Here is a 21,415-nt window from a genome sequence, read left to right as displayed (position 1 = left end):
AGCACAGTATCAATTGTGGCAGATGAGCGTATTAGACGTATTGGTTAGCCAGGCTTAGCTTCAGCATCGTGCCTGCCGTCGGAACCACACGCCGCGTGACGATCGCCGTCGCCGCGGCCGGGATCTCCTCCTTCGCCCTGCTCTACGCGCCGCAGCCGGTGCTGCCGCAACTGGCGGAGCAGTACCACCTCGATCCCGGCGGCGCTTCGCTCGCGGTGAGCGTCGCGACCGGCGCGCTCGCTGTCGCCGTGCTGCCGATCGCGGTGCTCTCGGAGGTGGTGGGACGGCGTCCGGTGATCGTCGCCTCGGTGGTCGCGTCGGTCGTGTTCGGTTTCCTGCTGCCGCTGGCGCCGAGTTACCCGGCGCTGCTGGTGCTACGGGCGCTGCAGGGGGTCGCCATCGCCGGGTTCCCCGGAGTGGCCGCGGCCTACCTCGCGGAACGGCTCGGCAAGGCCGGGATCGCGGCGGCGGTGGGCGCGATGATCGCCGGGAACACCCTCGGCGGCATGATCGGCAGGCTCTCCGCCGGATTCACCGCCGGTCCCTTCGGCTACCACGGCGCGCTGGTGGTGGTCGCGGTGATCGGGCTGGTCTGCACGGTGGTCACGGTGCTGGCCCTGCCGCCGGGGGAGCAAGGGACCTTTGCTCTCACTTTTGCGAATCGCCGCAGGTCAGCGGTACTGCGCGAGCAGGGGCGAGCGGTCCTCGCGGGGCTCGGCGCGGCCGTGCGGAAGCCGATCCTGCTGGTCCAGTACGCGGTCGCGCTGCTCGCGATGGGTTCGTTCGTCGCGCTGTACAACGCCGCCGGATTCCGGCTGACCGGAGAGCCGCTGGACCTGTCGCCCGCGATCGCTTCGCTGGTCTTCCTCGCCTACGCGATGGGCTCGGTCTCGTCGGCGACCGCGGGCAGGCTCGTCGGCCGCTTCGGACGTCGCCGGTCGCTCGTCGGCGCCCTGCTGCTCACGATCGCCGGCACCGCGCTGACCCTCCCCGACAGCCTGCCGCTGGTCATCGCCGGGTTCGTCGTCCTGACCGGCGCGTTCTTCGCCGCCCACGCCGTCGCCAACGGCTGGGCCGCCGCGGAGGCGCCCGAGAACGCCCGCGGCCAGGTCGGCGGGCTCTACACGCTCTCGTACTACCTCGGCAGCAGCATCGGCGGCGCCGTCGGCGCGACCGTCTACGGGCACGCGGGCTGGACCTGGCTGATCGTGCTCACCGCCTGCTGGCTGGCCCTGGCGATCGTCACCGTGGTCCCGAAGTCCGTGAAGGCCTCCTTGAGGGACCCTGGGTCCCTCAAGGAGGCCTTCACGGACCAGGAACGGGCGCTCAGGTGATGGCGCGCTCAGGTGATAGCAAAGGTCCCTTGCTACGCGATGGCGGCGACCAGCAGCCCGCCACCGACCGGCAACAGGGCCGGGACCAGGCGTTCGTCCTCCCGGAAGGCCCGCGCGACCTCGCGCAGCGCGAGGGTGTCCGGATCGCGTCGTGAGGGATCGGTCACCCGGGTGCCCGAAACGTTGTGGAACGCCAGTATCCCGCCGGGTCGCAGCAGCGCGACGGCCTTCTCGTAGCAACTCGGGTACTCGACCGGCGCCGAATCGACGAACACCAGGTCGTAGCCGCCGGGGGTGAGCCGGGGGAGGACGTCGAGCGCGCGGCCCATGATCAGCCGCGTCCGCCCCGGCGGATAGCCGGCCTCGCGGAACGACGCCCTGGCCGCCCGGTGGTATTCGGGTTCGATGTCGATCGAGGTCAGGATCCCGTCGTCGACCATGCCGCGGAGCAGGCACAACCCGCTCACCCCGGCCCCGGTCCCGACCTCGACGACTGCTCTCGCGCGCAGCGTCGTGGCCAGGAATCGCAGAGTCGCACCCGCGCCCGCGCTCAGCGGACCGCACCCCAGATCGGCCGACCGCGCCCGCGCGGTGGCCAGAACCTCGTCGTCGGGGAGGTACCCGTCGACGAGGTCGGCGTCGGCGGTCTCGGCAGGCGAGCCCGCATGCGTCCCGGAATTCACACGCGGAGGTTAGCGCTGCTTATCGACAAAAGAGCGAAGACTCCCTGGTACCGACTTCTCAGGGTCTTCTCAGTCCAGTCTCACTAGAAACATAAGCAGGCCCGACAGACTGGGTCTCGACAACGGGAACACCGTGCACATCGCCCGCGTTGGGTGGAGTAGTTGGGAGAAGACGCTGATGGAGGTGCCTACTTCCCCGATGCAGGAAACGATGCAGGACGACCAGCTCGCGGACCAGGTCACGCCGGTGACCGTGGACGAGGCCGCATGGACCCCGCCCTCTTGGGACGAGGTCGTGCGCGAACACGCCGACCGCGTGTACCGGCTCGCGTACCGCTTGACCGGTAACGCCCACGACGCCGAGGACCTGACGCAGGAGACCTTCATCCGGGTCTTCCGCTCCCTCGCGTCCTACAAGCCCGGCACCTTCGAAGGCTGGCTGCACCGCATCACCACGAACCTGTTCCTCGACATGGCCCGCCGCCGCTCCCGCGTGCGGATGGAAGGCCTGCCCGAGGACACCGACCGCATCGTCGGCGACGACCCGAGCCCGGAGCAGGTGTACTCGGACACGCACCTCGACCCGGATCTGCAGGCCGCGCTCGACGAGCTGCCGCCCGAGTTCCGCGCCGCGGTCGTGCTGTGCGACGTCGAAGGCCTCTCGTACGAGGAGATCGGCGCCACCCTCGGTGTCAAACTCGGCACCGTGCGCAGCCGGATCCACCGCGGCCGCCAGGCGCTTCGCGCTTCTTTGGAGCGTCGTCGCGCCGCGGCGCAGGAGTCTGCGAAGGTGGGGGTATGACCGCACCGCGAGGCTGGGGACTCCCCGAGTCGCATCTGCTTCCGGACGCCATCGTCGCCTTCGTCGACGGAGAGCTGACCCTCGGCGCCCAGGACAGGGCGTCGGCGCATATCGCCCGTTGTCAGTCGTGCGCGGCCGAGGTCGCGGCGCAGCGGCAGGCGGTCACCGCCGTGAAGCAGGCGGGAGCCCCGTCGATGTCGGCGGGTTTCCTGGCGAGCCTCTGCTCCATCCCGCAGAACACCGAGCTTCCCAGCACGCCGGACAACCTGGCGATGACCGCCGACGGTCAGCTGGTGGCCATCCAGCGGCCCGACAGGGTCGCCGGCCTTCGTGACACCGGAGTCCTGGGTGGTGCCGCGCCGTTGGGCTCGTCGGCGCCACTGGGCCAGTCGCCGAACGTCCTCGGCGGCGGGCGGTTCGGTCTCGCCCGGCGGAAGTACGCGCAGGGCGCCGGAGTCGTCGTTTCGGGTCTGGTGCTGAGCGCCCTGGCCCTCGTCGCGACCTCGGGTGAGGGCGCCGAAGACCAGCCGAATCCCGCTTTGGTCCCGCCGCAAGGGGTCAACGCCGGTCTGCTGCCCGCGCAGCTGGGTGGTGGCGCCCGGCCGGAGCCGCCGCGCAGCAGTCCCGCGCCGGCTCCGAGCACGTCGAGCGCTCCCATGCCCGTCTCCGCTCGCTGATCCGCTTCGTCAGGGTTTGACGAAGCAGATCGTCGCGCTCTTGAATTTCGTGGTCCCGTAGCTGGAGTAGGAAATGACCTCTTCGGTGCCCTCCTTGCACGGGCTTTTCACGATGCTCGCCTGAGGGAAGACCTCGCTGATCCTCAACCGCGCGGAGCCGCAGTCCTTCAGCGGCGGTGGGGTCTTCGCTTCGATGTCGTCGAAACACAACCCGACCTGGGCGTTGATCGCCAGGCACAGGGCGACGCCGTCCCCGCGCATCGGCCTTGGGACGGCGTACTTGTAGAACCCTTCCTTGCAGTTCCAGTCGCCCTTGTCGACTCCGGTGAGGCTCACCGCGTAGGGCGCTTGCGGGGACTCGCACGGCGTCTTGGCCGCGTCGGCCTCCTTGCCCGAGCCGGTCAGCACGACGCAGTCGCCCTCGACCAGTTTCGCCGCCTGCTTCTCCGGCCCGGCGGCCGACTTCGCCACGAAGATCAGCCCGATCCCGCCGCCGACCACGACGAGCGCGCCGACCAGCAACAGCACCTTCACCTTGGTCGACAGGCCCTTCTTCTTGGGTGGCTGGTGCGGCCAGCCCTGCTGCTGGGGCCATTGCTGCTGCGGGTGCGGTTGCTGTGGCCACTGCTGCTGAGGCGGGAACTGTCCCCCGTGATTCTCCGACATGGTCCTTAGACTGCCAGAGGTGGGACATGGTTGCCTCAAGTGTCACATTTATGTCCGGCTCCGGGGAATCAACGCGCACTTCACCATGGTCGCGGCAGAATCAGGGCACAGGCTTGGCGTACTCTCGCGTCCGGCCAACCTGATCTCAGCCCCGGGGAATGATGACCGAGCAGCCGAACGCGAATCCGCAGCAGCCTGGTGACCCGGCGGGGGATCGGCTCGCGCCGCGCCCGCTGGCCAGGCCCGCCGTCGATCCGGCGCAGGCGGCCACGTTCGGCAGGCCGCGTGGCGTCGATGGTGCCTTCGACAAGCTGTACCGGCCCGGGACCAACGGGCAGACCGCGCCGGGCTTGAATCTGGCGCCGCCGACCCCGGAATCGCTCGCCGAGGCCTTCCGCCGCCCGCCGGGCGCCGAGGGCGTCGTGCTGGAGCGGCCGTATGGGACCAACGGCTCCGAGTCGTCCGCCGACGGCGCCGAAGACCCGCTCTGGACCAAGACCTCGGATCCGTGGCGCGACCCCGCCTCCGGCGCCGTGCTCGCCGGGCCGGCGATGCAATCGGAGCCGGAAGACGAGAAAGACGCGAAGCGCCCGCAAGGCGCGCTGCTGAGCTTGCCGGAAGTCCTCTTCGGACGTCGTGTGCAGACGAAGGCGCTGGCGATGCTCGCCGCCGTCGCGCTGGTCATCGGCGCCGCGGGCGGGCTGATCGGCTGGTGGTTCGCCGACACCGGCACCGAACTGACCGGTGAGGCCAGCATCTCCGAGGCCGACGCCGCCAAGGAACGCCCGGCCGGTTCGATCTCCGACATCGCCCACCGGGTGGCGCCCGCCGTCGTCTCGCTCGAGGTGTTCAAACCCGGCGCCGACGCCGGTCAGCAGGGCTCCGGCGTCGTGATCGACACCCAGGGCTACGTGCTCACGAACGAACACGTGATCTCGGCGGCGACGGCCGACGCGGCCACCAAGGTCACCGCCGTGTTCTTCGACGGCAGGCGCGTCGAGGCCAAGGTCGTCGGCGCCGACCCGAAGACCGACCTCGCCGTGGTCAAGGTCAACGTCGACAACCTGACGGCGTTGCAGGTCGGGAAGTCGTCCGACCTGGCCGTCGGCGATTCGGTGATCGCCGTCGGTTCGCCGCTGGCCCTGCAGAACTCGGTCACCGCCGGCATCGTCAGCGCGCTGAACCGTCCGGTGACCGCGGGTGGCGACGGCGGCAGTGCCCCGGTGATCTACGAGGCCATCCAGACCGACGCCGCGATCAACCACGGCAACTCGGGCGGCGCGCTCGTCGACGCGACCGGCGCGCTGGTCGGGATCAACTCGGCGATCCGTTCGTCCAGTGCCGAAGGCGGCAGCATCGGCATCGGCTTCGCCATCCCGAGTGACTACGCGGTGAAGATCGCGAAAACCCTGATCAAGGACGGCAAGGTCGTCCACCCCGACATCGGCATCAACGCCTCGTCGACCGTCGCGGGCTCCAGCACCATGGGCGCCCAGGTCCGCAATGTCGCTCCCGGAGGCCCGGCCGCGTCCGCCGGGATCAAGGAAGGCGACGTCATCACCGAGGTCGGTGGCCGGCTCGTCCGCGACTCCGCGGAACTGCTCGTCGCGGTCCGCGCGCGCGAAGTCGGCGAAGTGGTTCCTGTCCGGCTTGTCCGCGATGGGTCTTCGCTTGTGGTGGACGTGAAACTGGCTTCGGACTGACCAGGTCCGGGCGGGTACCCTGAACGGGGAAGACGCCGAGGCGGAGGTTCACACAGGTGTTCGAGAGTGTCGGCTGGGGCGAAATCCTCATCATCATCGTCGCGGGTCTTTTCATCCTCGGTCCGGAACGGCTGCCCGAAGCGGCGTCGTGGGTGGCCAAGAGCGTGAAGAAGGTCCGGGATTTCGCGACCGGCGCCAAGACGCAACTGCGTGAGGAGATGGGCCCGGAGTTCGACCAGTTGCGCAAGCCGCTGGAGGACCTGCGCGGTCTGCGCAACTTCGACCCGAAGCGGGTCGTCACCCAGCACCTGTTCGACGGTGACTCCGATCCGCTGGGGCTCAACAACGTCAACGGCACCACGAACGGCGGCACCAACGGCTCCAACGGAGCTTCCAAGCCCAACGGCTACCCGGCGACCGCCGCGCAGCCCGAGCCGCTGAAGCCGGGCGAGCGTCCTCCGGTCGACCCCGACGCCACCTGAGGGCCCTCTGGAGCACGCATTTAGTCCTCTGAATGCGGTCCGTGCACGCGCATCTATCGCATTTAGTCCTCTACTTGCGGGCGCCTAGTGCCCGCAAGTAGAGGACTAAATGCGTAAGGGTGGATCAGCGGCCCGCGGGGGTCACGTTCAGCATCATCCCGGCCAGCCCGCGCGCCCGGACGGTCAGCTTCTTCGCCGCCTCCTTGAGCACGAGCGACGCCGGCGCGTCCGGCTCCGCCAGCACGATCGGCGTGCCCGCGTCGCCGAAGGAGACCACACGCGGGTCCATCGGGATCTGCCCGAGCAGCGGCACGGTCGAGCCGACCGACTTCGTCAGCGAGTCGGCCACGGACTGCCCGCCGCCTGAGCCGAAGATCTCCATCCGCTCGCCGGCGGGCGTTTCGAGCCACGACATGTTCTCGATGACGCCGGCCACCCGCTGCCGCGTCTGCAGCGCGATCGCGCCCGCGCGCTCGGCGACCTCGGCGGCCGCCTGCTGCGGGGTGGTGACGACCAGGATCTCCGCGTTCGGGATGAGCTGCGCCACCGAGATCGCGATGTCGCCGGTGCCCGGCGGCAGGTCCAGCAGCAGGATGTCGAGGTCGCCCCAGAACACGTCGGCGAGGAACTGCTGCAGCGCGCGGTGCAGCATCGGCCCGCGCCACACGACGGGCTCGTTGCCCGGGGTGAACATGCCGATCGAGATGACCTTCACGCCATGCGCCTGCGGCGGCATGATCATGGTGTCGACCTTGGTCGGCTTCTCCCGCGCACCGAGCATCCGCGGCACCGAGTGGCCGTAGATGTCCGCGTCCACCACGCCGACGGAAAGCCCGCGTTCGGCCATCGCGGCCGCGAGGTTCACCGTCACCGAGGACTTGCCGACGCCGCCCTTGCCGGACGCGACGCAGTAGACCCGCGTCATCGAACCCGGCTGCGCGAACGGGATCACCGGCTCCGTGGCGTCGCCGCGCAGCGATTTTCGCAGTTCCGTACGTTGCTCGTCGTTCATGACGTCGAGCTCGACCTTGACGTCGCTGACGCCGGGGAGCTTCGCGACGGCGTCGGTGGTGTCCTTGGTCAGCGTCGCCTTCAACGGGCAGCCGGCGACCGTCAGGTAGATCCCGACGGTGACGACGCCGTCCGAGCCCACTTCCACGCCCTTGACCATGCCGAGGTCGGTGATCGGTTTCTTGATCTCCGGGTCGTACACGGCCTTCAGCGCGGTGCGGACATCTTCGACGCTGGGGAGTTGCTGCGTACTGGTCACGCCTCCATGTTACGTACCGGTAGCGGCCCGGTCGGGTTTGCCCTTGCGCGGCTTGGCATCAAGATCCTCACGGAGGCGGTCGAGTTCGCTCCGCAGGAAGTCGCGGGTGGCGACCTCGCCGAGCGCGATCCGCAGTGACGCGAGCTCCCGCGCGAGGTATTCGGTGTCCGCCTTGGTCTGTTCGGCCCGATTCCGGTCTTCCTCCAGCGAGACGCGGTCGCGGTCGTCCTGGCGGTTCTGCGCCAGGAGAATGAGCGGTGCGGCGTACGCGGCCTGTGTCGAGAAGGCCAGGTTCAGCAGGATGAACGGGTACGGGTCCCAGCGCAGTGAGACCGCCACCAGGTTCAGCACGATCCAGACGATGACGGTCAGGGTCTGCCAGAACAGGTACTTGCCGGTGCCGAGGAACCGCGCGACCCGTTCGGTGAGCCTGCCGAAGGTGTCCGGATCCAGGTTCAGCCTGAACCGGCCTTGGCCGCGGGGCTGGTCCAGCCGCCGCCCGGACGTCAGTTCAGGCACGTTCGGCCTCCTCGCTTTCTCTCGTGGTTTCGCCGGTGATGTCGTGCAGACCGGTCTCGCGCCAGTCCTCCGGGAGCAGGTGGTCGAGTACGTCGTCGACGGTGACCGCGCCCAGCAGGTGGTCTTCGGCGTCCACCACCGGCCCGCAGGTGAGGTTGTAGGCGGCGAAGTAGCGCGTGACCTCGGACAAGGTGGCCCTGGGGCGCAACGCGGGCAGCTGGGTGTCGACGGCGCTCGCCACCATCTCCGCCGGCGGCTCGCGCAGGAGCCGCTGGAAGTGGACGACGCCGACGAAGCGCCCTGTCGGCGTCTCGGTGGGCGGGCGGCAGACGAACACCATGCTCGCCAGCGCCACCGGGAGGTCGGCGTTGCGGATGTGCGCGAGCGCCTCCGCGACCGTGGCGTCCGGCGTCAGCACCACCGGCTCGGGTGTCATCAGACCACCGGCGGTGTCGGAGGAGTACTCCAGCAGCCGCTTCACCGGCGCCGACTCCTCGGGTTCCATCAGTTCCAGGAACCGGCTCTGCTCGGCGGGCGCCAGTTCGGCCAGCAGGTCGGCGGCGTCGTCGGGGTTCATCGCTTCGAGGATGTCCGCGGCCCGTTCCTCGGCGAGGTAGGACAGCAGTTCCTTCTGGTCGTCGTCGGGCAGCTCTTCGAGGAGATCTGCGAGATGCTCGTCGTCCATCGCGTCGGCGACCTCGTGCCGTCGTTTCAGCGGGAGGTCCCGCACCGTGGCGGCGACGTCGGCCGCGCGCATGGTGTCGAACAGCATCAGCAGCTGCGCGGCGCCCTGCGTCTGGCCGGTGAGGTCGGTGAGCCCGAGTCCGGACACCTCCGACCACGGCAGCACCTGCATCGGCGCGCGACGCCTGCCGAGGCCGAGCCTGCTCGACCGCTCCCGGATCGCGAGTTTCGCGAGTACCCAGTCCCGGGTCCTCGTCGGCTCCATCCCGGCATCGACGACGGTGACGCGGGTGTCCGAGCCGGTCAGCGTCGCGTACGCGTCGAAGAGCTGCCCGACCACCAGAACCTCGTTGGGCCGCTGGTGGAAGCGCCGCATGTTGACCGAACCGGTGGCCAGGGTGATGGCCGAGGGCTCGATCGAGGTCACGCGCAACATCGGCACGAACACGCGGCGCCTCGTGGTCAGCTCGACGACGATGCCCAGGATCCGCGGCGGCTGCTGATCCAGCCGGAGGCCCGCCACCAGGTCCCGCACCTTGCCGATCGATTCACCGTCGGGTCCGAAAACCGGCAAACCGGCCAGCTGAGCTGCGAATACCCTGTTCAAGGTGGCCATGCCCGAAGGTTATCGGCTCCCGGCGCGGGAGACGATTCGTGTGATCACCGCAATGCCCAGGCGGCGATCTCCGGGACGGCGGCGTAGGCGGGATCTTCGGCGATGTCTTCGGGTGAAGCGCCCTCGGCGAGGTCTTCGTGGAGCCAGAGCCAGTTCTCCACCGCACGCACGAGAGTCCACGCGCGCGTGCGTTCGACGTCCACGGCCGCCGCGGCGGCGAACCATGCGATCTTTTCGTCCATTGTGGACTCGTTCGCGCGGTTCCAGAGGATCGAGATCGCGCCGAACTCGAGATCACCCGAAAGCGGCTTCGGGTCGATCACCAGCCAGGGTTCACGCTCGCCGGCGAGGACGTTCTCGAAGTGCAGGTCCTCGTTCACCATCAGCTCGCCGGCCGTGGGCCCGAGGTTCACGCAGATCTCCACCGCCGCGTCGATGTACTTGCGGTCGAACGGCTCACCGAGTTCGCTCCAGGACTCCGGAAGTTCGGTGACCAGCTTCGCGGCATCTTGGCGAAGGGACCGTTGCAGTGCTTCGGGAGCCGGGACGGCCAGCCGTCGCGCCATCGCGCCGATGGTCTCGACGGCCTCCTGGATCGGCTCGGTTTCGAGCGACCGCGAGGCGTCGAGCCGCTCCAGGAGCAGCACACCGTCCTCGGGCACGTGGTCGTACATCAGCACCGCGCCCTGACCGGCCCAAGTGGACAGTGCGAGCGGTTCGTCGGTGGATTCCTCATGTGGCCAGCCGAGTTTCAGGATCGCGGGGGAGCCGTCGGCGCGGCGGACGGGCTGCGCGACACCGACGAAACCGTGCATCGCCTCGCCGTCGTAGTCGAGCTTCCACTTGGTCGTGTACTTCTCGGCGAGGAACGGGAGCGAGTCGAGCCATTCGGCGGCTCCGGGGCCGAGTCCGGGGGCGCGGTCGAGGAACTTGGGCGGGATCTTGAAACCGGTCACGATCCCACCTTGGCAGCCCTGTCCACCGTGTTTCCCTCGTGACCCACCGGGCGTACCGTGAGCAGGGAGAACACAACCCCGGGAGCAGTCATGGTGGTGGAGATTCTCGGTATCGTCGCCGTCGCGGGCGGCGCTTGGCTCGCGGCCAGTCTGCGCGTGGTGAAACAGTACGAACGAGGCCTGGTCTTCCGGTTCGGGCGGGTACGCGCGAACATCCGGGAGCCGGGGCTCGCGCTGCTGGTGCCCTTCGCGGACAGGCTGCAGAAGGTCAACATGCAGATCATCACGATGCCGATCCCGGCGCAGGACGGCATCACGCGGGACAACGTCAGCGTGCGGGTGGACGCGGTCGTGTACTTCAAGGTGATCGACCCGGTCCTGGCCGCGGTGAACGTGCAGGACTACCGCTCGGCCGTCGGCCAGGTCGCGCAGACGTCGCCGCGGTCCATCATCGGCAAGAGCGAGCTGGACGACCTGCTGTCCAACCGCGAACGGCTCAACGAGGGCCTGGAGCTGATGATCGACAACCCGGCGCTGGACTGGGGCATCCACATCGACCGGGTCGAGATCAAGGACGTCGCGCTGCCCGAGTCGATGAAGCGCTCGATGTCACGCCAGGCCGAAGCCGAACGCGAGCGGCGCGCTCGGGTCATCTCGGCCGACGGTGAACTGCAGGCGTCGTACAAGCTTTCGCAGGCGGCCGCGACCATGGCCGACACCCCGGCGGCGATGCAGTTGCGGCTGCTGGAGACCGTCGTGCAGGTTTCGGCGGAGAAGAACTCGACGCTCGTCCTGCCGTTCCCGGTGGAACTGCTGCGCTTCCTCGACGCGAACACGCCGAAGGCCGCTCCGGCTCCTGCTGAAGCTGCTTCGGAAGCGAACGGTCAGGTGGCGCCGGCGCCGCGGGAACCGGATGACGCGGACCTGCGCCCCTGAAGTGATAGCAAAGGTCCCTTGCTCTCTTTCCGCAGGTAGGCGAGGGACTGTGTGGATTTTGGGACGTCAGACGTCCCGAAATCCACACAGTCGGGGTCCTGTCGTCAGCGGCCACGGACAAGACGGCAGGTCAGCGGCGGTCAGGAGAGCAAAGGTCCCTTGCTCCCCCGGCGGTGCTAGTCGAGTTCGCCGTTGACGCCCAGCACGATCAGCGTGCCGAAGAAACCGGTGTACAGCGCGAGCACGACGTAGCCGATGATCACCGCCGCGAGCGCCATGCCGCGGCCGCCCGCCTCGCCGCGGTTCGCCTTGGCCAGGCCGATGTGCCCGAGGATCAGCCCGACGATCACGGTCACGCAGGAGCAGATCCCGACGATCGAGCACACCAATCCGGCGATCGCCATCCCGTTGTCCTGCGGAGGGCGCCGCGCCGCAGCGGGCGCGTACGGGTTGTACGGCTGGCCGTAGGGCTGCATCGGGTAGGCGATCGGCTGGGGCGTGTACACCGACGAAGGTGACGAAGCGTCCGGAGCCGCGAAGCCGGGGCTGGGCGAAGGGACGGGCTCGGCGGTCAGCGGGTCGATGGCCTGCGCGAACGGCGGCTCGCCCGAAGCGGGACCCGGCTCGACAGCGGGACCCGGCTCGGCGAAAGGACCAGGTTCACCAGGAGCAGGAGCGTCCTCGGCGGCCTTCGGATCGAACGGCGCCGGAGGCTCGAAAGGCGCGGGCGGTTCGAACGGGGCAGGAGGCTGGAACTGCTGCGGTTCCACCGGAGACGGGCTCGACACCGTTTCGGACGAGGGCGAAGACGCCGACGTCGGGTCCGAGAAGGTGTTCGAGTCGGAGTAGGACGACGTCGACGGTGTGTCCTGCGAGTCGGAACTGCTCATCCGGTTGCCCCCTGGTTCGTGCGGGACACCACCGTATCCGGGAACGGGTCACGCGACGCCCGCGGCACCGATCGCCAGCACCACGAACACGAACCACAGGATGAGCGGGATCAGCCACAGCGCGGTGATGACATAACCGATGATCATTCCCGCCTGCGCCATGCCCTGGCCACCCGCTTCACCGCGTTTGGCCTTCGAGAGCGCGATGTGGCCGAAGACGATCCCGAGGATCGCGGGAAAGCACATGACCAGGCCGATCAGCGAGCACACCAGCGACGCCACCGCCATGCCCTGGTCCGGCGGGCGCACGTAGGCGTACGGCTGGGGGATGTAGACCGGCGGCGGCTGATACGGCTGGAGACCGTACGGCTGCTCGAAGTGCCCGGACGGCTGCTGCTGTCCGTACGGGTCGTGCGGATTCGTCATGCGGGTCCCCTCGTCGGACGAGGACGGTATCGCTACCGGAAACCCCCGCGTTTCGCGGCGGCGTTCAGCCGGACGGGGTCACGGATGGCGTACGCGTGACTGCGCTCATAGCGAGGTCCCTGCGTTCGCGTCATACTCACCGGTAACCCAGCGCCGGGTGCCCGGTGCGCGCGACACAGCGACACATAGGGAGCAGCGATGGCTCGCCTCGCCCAGACGGCCGGCTTGACCGAAGTCCAATCCGAAATCCTGGCCACGGTCCGCCAGTTCGTGGACAAGGAGGTCATCCCCCGCGCGCAGGAACTCGAGCACTCCGACACCTACCCCACCGACATCGTCGAGGGGATGAAGGAGATGGGGCTGTTCGGCCTCACCATCCCGGAGGAGTACGGCGGCCTCGGCGAATCGCTGCTGACCTACGCGCTCGTGGTCGAAGAGATCGCACGCGGCTGGATGAGCGTCTCGGGTGTGATCAACACGCATTTCATCGTGGCGCACATGATCTCCCGCCACGGGACGCCGGAGCAGAAGCAGCACTTCCTGCCGCGGATGGCGACCGGCGAGGTCCGCGGCTCGTTCTCGATGTCCGAGCCGGACCTCGGTTCCGACGTCGCCGCGATCAAGACCCGCGCTCGTAAGACCGACGACGGTTACGTCATCGACGGTTCGAAGATGTGGCTGACCAACGGCGGCAGTTCCAACCTGATCGCCCTGCTCGTCAAGACCGACGAGGGCGCCGAGAAGGCCCACCAGAACCTGACCACGTTCCTGGTCGAGAAGCCCGAGGGCTTCGGCGAGGTCGCGCCCGGGCTCACCATCCCCGGCAAGATCGACAAAATGGGGTACAAGGGCGTCGACACCACCGAAGCCGTTTTCGACGGCTACAAGATCGGCGCGGACATGGTCCTCGGCGAGGCCCCGGGCAAGGGCTTCGCGTACATGATGGACGGTGTCGAGGTCGGCCGCGTGAACGTCGCCGCGCGGGCGTGCGGGATCGCGATCCGCGCGTTCGAACTGGCGGTGGACTACGCCCAGCAGCGCAAGACCTTCGGCAAGGCGATCGCCGAACACCAGGCGGTGGCGTTCAAACTCGCCGAGATGGCCACCAAGGTCGAGGCCGCGCACCTGATGATGGTCAACGCCGCCCGGCTCAAGGACTCCGGCGAGCGCAACGACGTCGAGGCCGGGATGGCGAAGCTGATCGCGAGCGAATACTGCGCCGAGGTCACCCAGGACTCCTTCCGCATCCACGGCGGCTACGGCTACTCGAAGGAGTACGAGATCGAGCGCCTGATGCGCGAGGCGCCGTTCCTGCTCATCGGCGAGGGCACCAGCGAGATCCAGAAGACCATCATCAGCCGGGGTCTTCTCCGCGAGTACAAGTCCCGCTCCTGACGCTCACGTTCGCGCCTTTCGCCCGTCCTTGAGAAGATGGACCGGGACGGGCGAGAGGTGATTACGTGAGTGCTCCCTTTGGCGGAGGCGGACGCGCGGCGGGCGGACTGCCCAGGCTGCCGACACCGCCTTCAGGCTGGCCGATCGGCTCCTACGCGACCTACGGCGAGGCACAGCAGGCCGTCGGTTTCCTCGCGGAGAAGGAGTTCGGGGTCGCCGACGTGACGATCGTCGGCGTCGACCTGATGCTCGTGGAACGCGTCGTCGGCAGGCTGAGCTGGGGCCGCGTGCTGGGTACCGGTGCCGTCACGGGAGCGTGGTTCGGCCTGATCATCGGCCTGCTGCTGGGGATGTTCAACAACCAGGGCTTCGCGTGGCAGCCCCTGATCGGCGGGCTCGTGCTCGGCGTTCTGGCGTGGACGGTCTTCGCGGCCATCAGCTACAGCATGTCCCGGCGCGACTTCTCGTCCGCGAGCCAGCTGGTCGCCGGCCGCTACGACGTCCTGTGCCAGCCGCGTTCGGCCGAGCAGGCCCGCGAGCTTCTCGCGCAGCTCGCACTGCGTCCGCACCGCCCCGATCGGTGACGACGAGAGGCCCAGGGGGACCGGACCAGTGACATTCGGTGGTACGGGTACCCCTATTCGCCGTGCGATCCGCTGAATCGTTACCGATACTGCTTGCGGGCGATGATCGCCCGGAATAGGTTGCACAACACCAGTCGGGCGGACGCGTACTCCATCGTGTCCGCCCGAGCACTAGCACGTCGGGGTGCTGGCGCGCGGCTTCTTCAACGCGTCCTAGCGCCGCCACATCCCGGGCGTGCGCGCGGGTGAGGAGGCCCTCATGGGGAAGAGGATGAGCGCGAGCCGGAGCGGCCGCTCGCCGGGCCGCGCCGCCGCGCTACTCGGCGCGACAGCGCTGACGGCCGGCCTGCTGGCCGGCTGCGGATCCGGTTCCGGATTGAAGATCAATGTGTATTACGCGCCCGAGGACAATTTCCAGTCCGTTGTGGACGATTGCACCAAGGCCGCGGGCGGCCGCTACGAGGTGGTTTACAACAAGCTCCCCCGGGGAGCGGACGGCCAGCGCGAACAGATGGTGCGCCGTCTGGCGGCCGGAGATGATTCACTCGACGTACTGGGGCTGGACGTCACCTGGGTTTCCGAGTTCGCCGAGGCGGGCTGGGCCGAGGAATGGACGGGCCAGGCGAAGACCGAGGCCACCGAAGGAGTTCTGCCTGGGCCGCTCGAAACCGCCACGTGGAACGGAAAGCTCTACGCGGCGACCAAGAACACCAACGTCCAGCTGCTCTGGTACGACGACAGGCTGACCCCGACGCCGCCGAAGACCTGGGACGAGATGATCCAGCAGGCGCAGGCACTCAAGGCGCAGGGCAAACCGGCGAACGTCGTGTTCACCGGCGCGCAGTACGAAGGCCTCGTCGTCATCTACAACACCCTCGTCGAATCGGCGGGCGGCAAGATCCTCTCCGACGACGGCAAATCCGTGGTGATGGACGCGGGCGCGGTCAAGGCGCTGGAGATGCTCAAGAAGGTCACCTCGGCCGGCATCACCGACCCGTCGCTGACCAACTCGAAGGAGGACGAGGTCCGCCAGTCCTTCCAGCGCGGGAACGCCGCCTTCGAATTGAACTGGCCGTTCGTCTACGCCTCCTACGCCAAGGAGAAGAAGGACGAACTGCAGCATTTCAAGTGGACCACCTATCCGGAGTTCGAAGCGGGCAAGCCCGCCAAGACCACCATCGGTGGCTACAACATGGCGGTGAGCTCGACTTCGAAGCACAAGCCGGAGGCCTTCGAGGCCGCGCTGTGCCTGCGCAGCGCGAAGAACCAGAAGTTCTCCGCGCTCAAGGACGGTGTCCCGCCGACGCTCGAATCGCTTTACACGGACACGCTGCCGCTCGACGCGACGGCACCGCAGAGCGACGACAACCCGAGCATGGACACGAAGTACCCGATGCGGGAAACGATTCTGGACGCGCTCAAGGACGCTGCGGTGCGCCCGCTGACCCCGGCGTACCAGAACGCTTCGACGGTGTTGTCGAAGGTGCTTTCCCCGCCTTCTGAAATCGATCCGCAGAAGACGGCGGAGAAGCTGCGGGAGCAGCTCGCCGACGCGCTCCAGTCGAAGGGAGTGATCCCGTGACCGTGCAGGAAACCGCCGCTTCGGCGACGAAGAGCGGGGCGGGCAAGAAAGCCAAACCCGTTCTCAGTGAAGGAAAGAAGGCCGAGCGCAGGCTCGGGCTGTGGTTGTGCGCTCCGGCGGCGTTCGTGATGATCGCGGTGACCGGGTATCCGATCATCTACTCGATCTGGCTTTCGCTGCAGCGCTACGACCTCCGGTTCCCCGCGCAGCAGGAGTTCGTCGGGCTCGACAACTACATCGCGGTGCTGTCCAACGGTTACTGGTGGACGGCGTTCGGGACGACGATGGGGTTGACCATCGTTTCGGTGGTGATCGAGTTCGTCCTCGGGATGGGCCTGGCGCTGATCATGCACCGGACGCTGGTCGGCCGGGGACTCGTGCGGACGGTCGCCCTGATCCCGTACGGCATCGTGACGGTGGTCGCGGCGTTCTCCTGGTACTACGCCTGGACGCCGGACACGGGATATCTGGCCAACCTGTTCTTCCCCGACACCGCGCCGCTGACCGAGTACTGGCCGTCGATGGGGATCATCGTGCTCGCCGAGGTGTGGAAGACGACGCCGTTCATGGCGCTGCTGCTGATGGCCGGTCTGGCACTGGTGCCGGACGATCTGCTGAAGGCCGCGGCGATGGACGGAGCGACCGCGTGGCAGCGGTTCACCAAGGTGATGCTGCCGGTGATGAAGCCGGCGATCCTGGTCGCGTTGCTGTTCCGCACCCTGGACGCGTTCCGCATCTTCGACAACATCTTCGTGCTCACCAACGGAGCACAGGATACGTCATCGGTGTCGATGCAGACCTACAACAACCTGGTCAAGGGATTGAACCTCGGTATCGGGTCGACGATGGCCGTGCTGATCTTCATCACGGTGGCGATCATCGCGTTCCTCTTCATCAAGGTGTTCGGCACGGCCGCACCGGGTAGTGACAATGGGGGTAAGCGCTGATGGTGATGGGTGGAGCGGTCACTTCCGGCCGCAAACTCAAATGGGGCCTGGTCGACATCCTGGTCCTGGTCTTCGCGCTGGTCCCGGTGCTGTGGGTGGTTTCGCTTTCGTTCAAGACCAAGGAGACCTTGGACGACGGGAACTTCATCCCGTCGGAGTGGACGTTGCAGAACTACGCCGACATCTTCGAGACCACGGAGTTCATCCGCGCGCTGGTGAACTCGATCGGGATCGCGATCATCGCGACGGTGATCGCGGTCGTGCTCGGCACGATGGCGGCGTACGCGATCGCGCGGCTGGACTTCCCCGGCAAGCAGCTGCTGGTCGGGATGTCCCTGCTGATCGCGATGTTCCCGCAGGTGTCGCTGGTGACGCCCCTGTTCAACATCGAACGTGAGCTGGGACTGTTCGACACCTGGCCCGGGTTGATCCTGCCGTACATCACGTTCGCGCTGCCGCTGTCGATCTACACGCTTTCCGCGTTCTTCCGGGAAATCCCGTGGGAGCTGGAAAAGGCGGCGAAGATGGACGGTGCGACACCGGCGCAGGCGTTCCGGAAGGTGATCGCGCCACTGGCGGCACCGGGGGTGTTCACCACCGCGATCCTGGTGTTCATCTTCTGCTGGAACGACTTCCTGTTCGCGATCTCGCTGACCTCGACCGAAGCCTCGCGCACGGTCCCGGCGGCGTTGTCGTTCTTCACCGGGTCCTCGCAGTTCGAAGACCCCACCGGGACGATCTCCGCGGCCGCCGTGGTGATCACCGTCCCGATCATCCTGTTCGTGTTGTTCTTCCAGCGTCGCATTGTGGCGGGGCTGACGTCTGGTGCGGTGAAGGGCTGACCCATGGCTGAAATTGTGCTCGAGAAGGTGTCCAAGAAGTACCCCGACGGTGCCCTCGCCGTGTCCGAAGTGGATATCACCATCGCCGACGGCGAGTTCATCATCCTGGTCGGCCCGTCCGGCTGCGGGAAGTCCACGACGCTCAACATGGTCGCCGGCCTGGAGGACATCTCCTCCGGCGAACTGCGGATCGACGGCAAGCGCGTCAACGAAAAGGCGCCCAAGGACCGCGACATCGCGATGGTGTTCCAGTCCTACGCCCTCTACCCGCATATGAGCGTGCGGGAGAACATGGCGTTCCCGCTGCGGCTGGCGAAGGTCGCCGACAGCACCGTGCGCGCGAAGGTCGAGGAGGCGGCGCAGATCCTGGATCTGACCGGGCATCTCGACCGCAAACCGGCGAACCTCTCCGGTGGGCAGCGGCAGCGTGTCGCGATGGGACGTGCGATCGTCCGTAACCCCAAGGCGTTCCTGATGGACGAGCCACTGTCCAACTTGGACGCGAAGCTCCGCGGCCAGATGCGGACGTCGGTCTCGAAGATCCAGAAACAGCTCGGCACCACGACGCTCTACGTCACGCACGACCAGACCGAGGCGATGACCCTCGGCGACCGGGTCGTCGTGCTGCGCGGGGGCTTCGTGCAGCAGATCGGGTCGCCGCAGTTCCTCTACGACAACCCGGCGAACCTGTTCGTGGCCGGCTTCATCGGCAGCCCGTCGATGAACTTCGTGGCGGCGACGCTGGAGAACGGCGTCGCGCGCAGCGCGCTCGGCGAGATCCCGCTCACCGACCGCGTCCGGCAACTGGTCGAGGCCGCAGACGCGCCGCGTGAGGTCATCGTCGGCATCCGGCCGGAGCATTTCGAAGACGCCGCACTGGTGGACGCCTCCGCTCGTCAGGGCGCGACGTTCACCGCCCACGTGGACGTCCTCGAATCGATGGGATCGGAGAAGTTCGCGCACTTCTCCGTCGAGGGGGAGGCCGCGTCGTCGTCCGACCTCGCGGATCTCGCCGCGGACAGCGGATCCTCGGACGTCCCGGGCTCCGAGTCACAGATCGTGGCCCGGCTCTCCGCGTCGTCCTCGGCCGCGGAGAACCAGAACGTAGAACTCTGGTTCGACGCCGACAAGATCAAGCTGTTCGACGGGGCCAGCGGCAAGAATCTGACCTACACCGATTAGTCCATCCATGCTCCCGCCGCCGTCCTCCACGGAGGAGCTGCGGTCCGGGGGCTTGTCTCACATCGTCCTGCCCGGGATCAGTACTCGGTCTCGGGCAGGGCGAGCCACAGCACGATGTAGATCAGGAACTGCGGGCCCGGCAGCAGGCAGGAGAGCACGGCGAGCAGGCGGACCTTGCCCGGCGTGGTGCCGAAGCGTTTGGCGAGACCGGCGCAGACGCCGCCGATCATGCGGCCCTGGCGCGGGCGGGTCAGGCGGGTGGCCACGGGGTTACTCACGGGTTCGTCCCTCTCGGTCGTCACGGTGGGTCAGAATCGGTGGATCCGATCCGGTCCGTGAAACCCATTTTCGCCGCGTGGCGCCGTGGGCGCATCACGCCGCAGGACGAAACGCACCCTTAAGGGCGTGAAATCGACGTCAAGTACCCACCTGGGAAAACGTCGATCCCCCTGTGTTCTTCGCCCGTAAGGGGTGGTGTTCCGGGCGCTTTTGACGATACTGCTCCGGTGCCCCCGAAGAGTCTGATCGCAGTCCTCTGTGGCCTGTTCCTCGTAGCGGCTTGTTCCACGCCGGAGCCGGTCGCGACGCCGTCGCCGAGTACGGACCGCGACGAGGCCCTGACCGCCGCCGAGGCGCTCGGGGAGTACTCGTCGCTCGATTACTGCAGTCTGGTCGACCGGCAAAAGGTGATCGGCGGCGGAAACGCGGTCAAACCGCCGCTTTCCTCATTCGAGTTCTGCCGTCTCGAATTCGTCGAGGGTGCCAATCGCTACACCGTCAGCACCGGCCCGATCGTTTCCGGGCAGGATCCGAACAACCAGCCCTACGAGTACGGGGGGACCCTGCCGGAGGGCATCAGCGTCCAGCAGTCGACGTTCAACGCCGACACCGCCTGCACGCGGATGCTGACCTTCACCGACGGCATCCGGCTGTCCATCGTCGTCACCTCCGACAACAAGGATCCCGTCGACCAGGTCAATCGCTGCCGGATCGCCGACACGACGATCGGTGGCGCGGTGGAGGCGGTCACCGCGCACAAGGTGGGGCGGCTGAACCTCGACCAGCGCTCGTGGGGGCGTGTCGCCCCGTGCGCACTGCTCGACCAGCACGAACTCGACGCCGCGGCCGGTCCTGAGACCACCCCGGCCCCGGCGCTCTCCGGGCACAGCTGCATCCGCGGCAAGGTCAGCGTCGCGTTGTCGGTCGGCGCGGACACCACGCCCGGCGCGACCGAGGCACTGGGCGGGCGGCAGGTCCAGGTGACGACGTCGGGCGCGTTCTGCCAGGTGACCACGCACCGGCCGATCCCGGGCACGCCGGACCGCGTCGAACAGGCGATGCTCTCGGTCGTCGGCGTCGACGGCGCGGGCGACGCCGGATGCGCCGCGGCCCGTGAGGTCGCCGTGGCGGTGTTCCCGAAACTCCCCTGACCGCATTCAGTCCTCTGGTTGCGGTCCTTGCACGCGCAACTACCGCAACCAGAGGACTGAATGCGAGGCCGTCAGCGCAGCTTCGGCAGCCTGAAGGAGCACATCACTTCGTCCAGTGCCTCGAAGTTCAGCGGCGGATGCGGCAGCGGGGTGGCGCGGCCGGGTTCGGCTCGGAGGCCGTCCAGCAGCAGTGCGAGGCACCGGCGCCACAGATCCGGTTGGATACCGTGCGTGAACTCGATGACCGAGCCGACCATCTGGTGCAGGAGCGGCATGTCCGTCGGCACGATGTCCGCTCGGAGGGCGCCGGCGGTCTGAGCCCGCTCGACGAGCCGTGTGATCAACGGCACCATCCGCGCTTTCGCCTCGGCGACGCGCTCCTGGCCGAAGACATTCGAAAGCATGACCTCGCGTAACCCGCGGTCGCCGGCGTGCAGTTCGGCCGCGCGCCACGTGAAGCTGGTGAAGCCTTCCCACGGGTCTTCGGCGCGAAGTGCTTCTTCGGCGAACTCTCGGATCGTGTCGAACTGGTCGACGAACATGGCCTCGACCAGGTGTTCCTTACTCGGGAACCGGCGGTAGACGGTTCCGACGCCGACGCCCGCGTGATGCGCCACGTCGTCGAGGGTCGCTTCGAGCCCGCGCTCGCCGAAGACATCGCGTGCCGCCGCGATGATGCGCTGCCGATTGAGTTCAGCGTCGCGCCGCAGCGGCCGCGCCGGTGCGGCGGGAGCAAGGTCCCGAGCCATTCGTCCAGCTTAACAAACAAAGTAGAGGACGCTTCTCCGCTTTTCGGGTACGTTGGCCGA

The 21,415-nt window shown here is 67.8% G+C and carries 23 protein-coding genes; 13 read left to right on the top strand and 10 right to left on the bottom strand.

Annotated features, from left to right (window positions below; genetic code table 11):
• Positions 1-95 precede the first annotated feature (95 nt).
• Entirely contained in the window at positions 96-1,334 is a 1,239-nt protein-coding gene (locus H5J31_RS20625; protein WP_181774285.1) for an MFS transporter, read from the top strand.
• Positions 1,335-1,366: 32 nt separating this feature from the next.
• On the opposite strand, the gene H5J31_RS20620 is transcribed toward H5J31_RS20625, so the two are convergent.
• Entirely contained in the window at positions 1,367-2,017 is a 651-nt protein-coding gene (locus H5J31_RS20620) for an O-methyltransferase (RefSeq protein WP_181774250.1), read from the bottom strand.
• Between the two features lie 178 nt (positions 2,018-2,195).
• On the opposite strand from H5J31_RS20620, the gene sigE reads away from it, so the two are divergent.
• Both sigE and H5J31_RS20610 read left to right on the top strand, forming a co-directional pair.
• Entirely contained in the window at positions 2,196-2,819 is a 624-nt protein-coding gene (sigE, locus tag H5J31_RS20615) for an RNA polymerase sigma factor SigE (protein WP_407925053.1), read from the top strand.
• Positions 2,816-3,496 (top strand): anti-sigma factor family protein, encoded by a 681-nt coding sequence (locus H5J31_RS20610; protein ID WP_181774249.1) that lies wholly within the window; start codon positions 2,816-2,818, stop codon positions 3,494-3,496. Before sigE ends, H5J31_RS20610 begins: the two co-directional genes overlap by 4 nt.
• A 9-nt stretch (positions 3,497-3,505) precedes the next feature.
• Here the strand turns inward: H5J31_RS20610 and H5J31_RS20605 are convergent, their stop codons facing one another.
• A complete protein-coding gene (locus H5J31_RS20605; protein WP_181774248.1) occupies positions 3,506-4,162 on the bottom strand; it encodes an LppU/SCO3897 family protein in 657 nt (218 codons plus the stop codon).
• Positions 4,163-4,323: 161 nt separating this feature from the next.
• On the opposite strand from H5J31_RS20605, the gene H5J31_RS20600 reads away from it, so the two are divergent.
• Both H5J31_RS20600 and tatB read left to right on the top strand, forming a co-directional pair.
• Positions 4,324-5,865, top strand: coding sequence for a S1C family serine protease (locus tag H5J31_RS20600; RefSeq protein WP_181774247.1), 1,542 nt, complete (start codon positions 4,324-4,326; stop codon positions 5,863-5,865).
• Between the two features lie 56 nt (positions 5,866-5,921).
• On the top strand, positions 5,922-6,347 hold the full coding sequence (gene tatB, locus H5J31_RS20595) for a Sec-independent protein translocase protein TatB (protein ID WP_181774246.1): 426 nt from the start codon (positions 5,922-5,924) through the stop codon (positions 6,345-6,347).
• A 124-nt stretch (positions 6,348-6,471) separates the two neighbouring features.
• Here tatB and H5J31_RS20590 read toward each other — a convergent pair whose 3' ends face one another.
• From H5J31_RS20590 to H5J31_RS20575, 4 genes are read right to left on the bottom strand one after another with little or no spacing between them, the layout of a single operon-like run.
• Positions 6,472-7,617, bottom strand: a complete 1,146-nt coding sequence (locus tag H5J31_RS20590) for an Mrp/NBP35 family ATP-binding protein (RefSeq protein WP_181774245.1) — start codon at positions 7,615-7,617, stop codon at positions 6,472-6,474.
• Between the two features lie 9 nt (positions 7,618-7,626).
• Positions 7,627-8,136, bottom strand: coding sequence for a DUF1003 domain-containing protein (locus H5J31_RS20585; protein WP_181774244.1), 510 nt, complete (start codon positions 8,134-8,136; stop codon positions 7,627-7,629).
• Entirely contained in the window at positions 8,129-9,436 is a 1,308-nt protein-coding gene (locus tag H5J31_RS20580) for a magnesium transporter MgtE N-terminal domain-containing protein (protein WP_181774243.1), read from the bottom strand. Before H5J31_RS20580 ends, H5J31_RS20585 begins: the two co-directional genes overlap by 8 nt.
• Before the next feature lie 44 nt (positions 9,437-9,480).
• A complete protein-coding gene (locus H5J31_RS20575) occupies positions 9,481-10,392 on the bottom strand; it encodes an aminoglycoside phosphotransferase family protein (protein WP_181774242.1) in 912 nt (303 codons plus the stop codon).
• Between the two features lie 90 nt (positions 10,393-10,482).
• Between H5J31_RS20575 and H5J31_RS20570 the strand changes: the two genes are divergently transcribed.
• A complete protein-coding gene (locus H5J31_RS20570; protein WP_181774241.1) occupies positions 10,483-11,328 on the top strand; it encodes an SPFH domain-containing protein in 846 nt (281 codons plus the stop codon).
• 176 nt (positions 11,329-11,504) lie between these two features.
• Here H5J31_RS20570 and H5J31_RS20565 read toward each other — a convergent pair whose 3' ends face one another.
• Both H5J31_RS20565 and H5J31_RS20560 read right to left on the bottom strand, forming a co-directional pair.
• Positions 11,505-12,218: a DUF4190 domain-containing protein gene (locus H5J31_RS20565; protein ID WP_181774240.1), complete on the bottom strand. Its 714-nt coding sequence runs from the start codon at positions 12,216-12,218 to the stop codon at positions 11,505-11,507.
• Positions 12,219-12,266: 48 nt separating this feature from the next.
• On the bottom strand, positions 12,267-12,644 hold the full coding sequence (locus H5J31_RS20560; RefSeq protein WP_181774239.1) for a DUF4190 domain-containing protein: 378 nt from the start codon (positions 12,642-12,644) through the stop codon (positions 12,267-12,269).
• A 198-nt stretch (positions 12,645-12,842) separates the two neighbouring features.
• On the opposite strand from H5J31_RS20560, the gene H5J31_RS20555 reads away from it, so the two are divergent.
• The 6 genes from H5J31_RS20555 to H5J31_RS20530 all read left to right on the top strand — a co-directional run bounded on the left by H5J31_RS20555 (position 12,843) and on the right by H5J31_RS20530 (position 19,176).
• Complete coding sequence (locus H5J31_RS20555) at positions 12,843-14,039, top strand: acyl-CoA dehydrogenase family protein (RefSeq protein WP_181774238.1); 1,197 nt, start codon at positions 12,843-12,845, stop codon at positions 14,037-14,039.
• 65 nt (positions 14,040-14,104) lie between these two features.
• Positions 14,105-14,623 carry a general stress protein gene (locus H5J31_RS20550; RefSeq protein WP_181774237.1) on the top strand — a complete coding sequence of 173 codons (519 nt, stop codon included), beginning with the start codon at positions 14,105-14,107 and terminating at the stop codon, positions 14,621-14,623.
• 259 nt (positions 14,624-14,882) lie between these two features.
• On the top strand, positions 14,883-16,205 hold the full coding sequence (locus tag H5J31_RS20545) for an ABC transporter substrate-binding protein (protein ID WP_181774236.1): 1,323 nt from the start codon (positions 14,883-14,885) through the stop codon (positions 16,203-16,205).
• Positions 16,202-17,152, top strand: a complete 951-nt coding sequence (locus H5J31_RS20540; protein ID WP_181774235.1) for a carbohydrate ABC transporter permease — start codon at positions 16,202-16,204, stop codon at positions 17,150-17,152. Before H5J31_RS20545 ends, H5J31_RS20540 begins: the two co-directional genes overlap by 4 nt.
• Positions 17,152-17,994, top strand: coding sequence for a carbohydrate ABC transporter permease (locus H5J31_RS20535; protein WP_181774234.1), 843 nt, complete (start codon positions 17,152-17,154; stop codon positions 17,992-17,994). The genes H5J31_RS20540 and H5J31_RS20535 overlap by 1 nt, the downstream gene beginning before the upstream one ends.
• A 3-nt stretch (positions 17,995-17,997) precedes the next feature.
• Positions 17,998-19,176 (top strand): ABC transporter ATP-binding protein, encoded by a 1,179-nt coding sequence (locus H5J31_RS20530; protein ID WP_181774233.1) that lies wholly within the window; start codon positions 17,998-18,000, stop codon positions 19,174-19,176.
• Positions 19,177-19,253: 77 nt separating this feature from the next.
• On the opposite strand, the gene H5J31_RS20525 is transcribed toward H5J31_RS20530, so the two are convergent.
• Positions 19,254-19,454, bottom strand: a complete 201-nt coding sequence (locus H5J31_RS20525) for a PspC domain-containing protein (RefSeq protein WP_181774232.1) — start codon at positions 19,452-19,454, stop codon at positions 19,254-19,256.
• A gap of 228 nt (positions 19,455-19,682) precedes the next feature.
• On the opposite strand from H5J31_RS20525, the gene H5J31_RS20520 reads away from it, so the two are divergent.
• The gene (locus tag H5J31_RS20520; RefSeq protein WP_181774231.1) at positions 19,683-20,606 is read left to right on the top strand and encodes a hypothetical protein; all 924 of its coding nucleotides are present in this window, start codon (positions 19,683-19,685) and stop codon (positions 20,604-20,606) included.
• Positions 20,607-20,677: 71 nt separating this feature from the next.
• On the opposite strand, the gene H5J31_RS20515 is transcribed toward H5J31_RS20520, so the two are convergent.
• The gene (locus tag H5J31_RS20515; RefSeq protein ID WP_181774230.1) at positions 20,678-21,355 is read right to left on the bottom strand and encodes a TetR/AcrR family transcriptional regulator; all 678 of its coding nucleotides are present in this window, start codon (positions 21,353-21,355) and stop codon (positions 20,678-20,680) included.
• Between the last annotated feature and the right edge of the window lie 60 nt (positions 21,356-21,415).

It is taken from the genome of Amycolatopsis pittospori (genome assembly GCF_013870525.1).
In the GTDB taxonomy this organism is placed as follows: Bacteria; Actinomycetota; Actinomycetes; order Mycobacteriales; family Pseudonocardiaceae; genus Amycolatopsis; species Amycolatopsis pittospori.
The sequence above is the reverse complement of the archived record's forward strand: the minus strand, read 5'-3'. Positions and strand labels throughout refer to the sequence as shown.

Coding starts and splice junctions, on each gene's coding strand:
- sigE (WP_407925053.1), top strand. CDS start 2,196: ATGGAGGTGCCTACTTCCCCGATGCAGGAAACGATGCAGGACGACCAG.
- H5J31_RS20610 (WP_181774249.1), top strand. CDS start 2,816: ATGACCGCACCGCGAGGCTGGGGACTCCCCGAGTCGCATCTGCTTCCG.
- H5J31_RS20605 (WP_181774248.1), bottom strand. CDS start 4,162: ATGTCGGAGAATCACGGGGGACAGTTCCCGCCTCAGCAGCAGTGGCCA.
- H5J31_RS20600 (WP_181774247.1), top strand. CDS start 4,324: ATGACCGAGCAGCCGAACGCGAATCCGCAGCAGCCTGGTGACCCGGCG.
- H5J31_RS20580 (WP_181774243.1), bottom strand. CDS start 9,436: ATGGCCACCTTGAACAGGGTATTCGCAGCTCAGCTGGCCGGTTTGCCG.
- H5J31_RS20570 (WP_181774241.1), top strand. CDS start 10,483: ATGGTGGTGGAGATTCTCGGTATCGTCGCCGTCGCGGGCGGCGCTTGG.
- H5J31_RS20565 (WP_181774240.1), bottom strand. CDS start 12,218: ATGAGCAGTTCCGACTCGCAGGACACACCGTCGACGTCGTCCTACTCC.
- H5J31_RS20560 (WP_181774239.1), bottom strand. CDS start 12,644: ATGACGAATCCGCACGACCCGTACGGACAGCAGCAGCCGTCCGGGCAC.
- H5J31_RS20555 (WP_181774238.1), top strand. CDS start 12,843: ATGGCTCGCCTCGCCCAGACGGCCGGCTTGACCGAAGTCCAATCCGAA.
- H5J31_RS20545 (WP_181774236.1), top strand. CDS start 14,883: ATGGGGAAGAGGATGAGCGCGAGCCGGAGCGGCCGCTCGCCGGGCCGC.
- H5J31_RS20535 (WP_181774234.1), top strand. CDS start 17,152: ATGGTGATGGGTGGAGCGGTCACTTCCGGCCGCAAACTCAAATGGGGC.
- H5J31_RS20530 (WP_181774233.1), top strand. CDS start 17,998: ATGGCTGAAATTGTGCTCGAGAAGGTGTCCAAGAAGTACCCCGACGGT.
- H5J31_RS20515 (WP_181774230.1), bottom strand. CDS start 21,355: ATGGCTCGGGACCTTGCTCCCGCCGCACCGGCGCGGCCGCTGCGGCGC.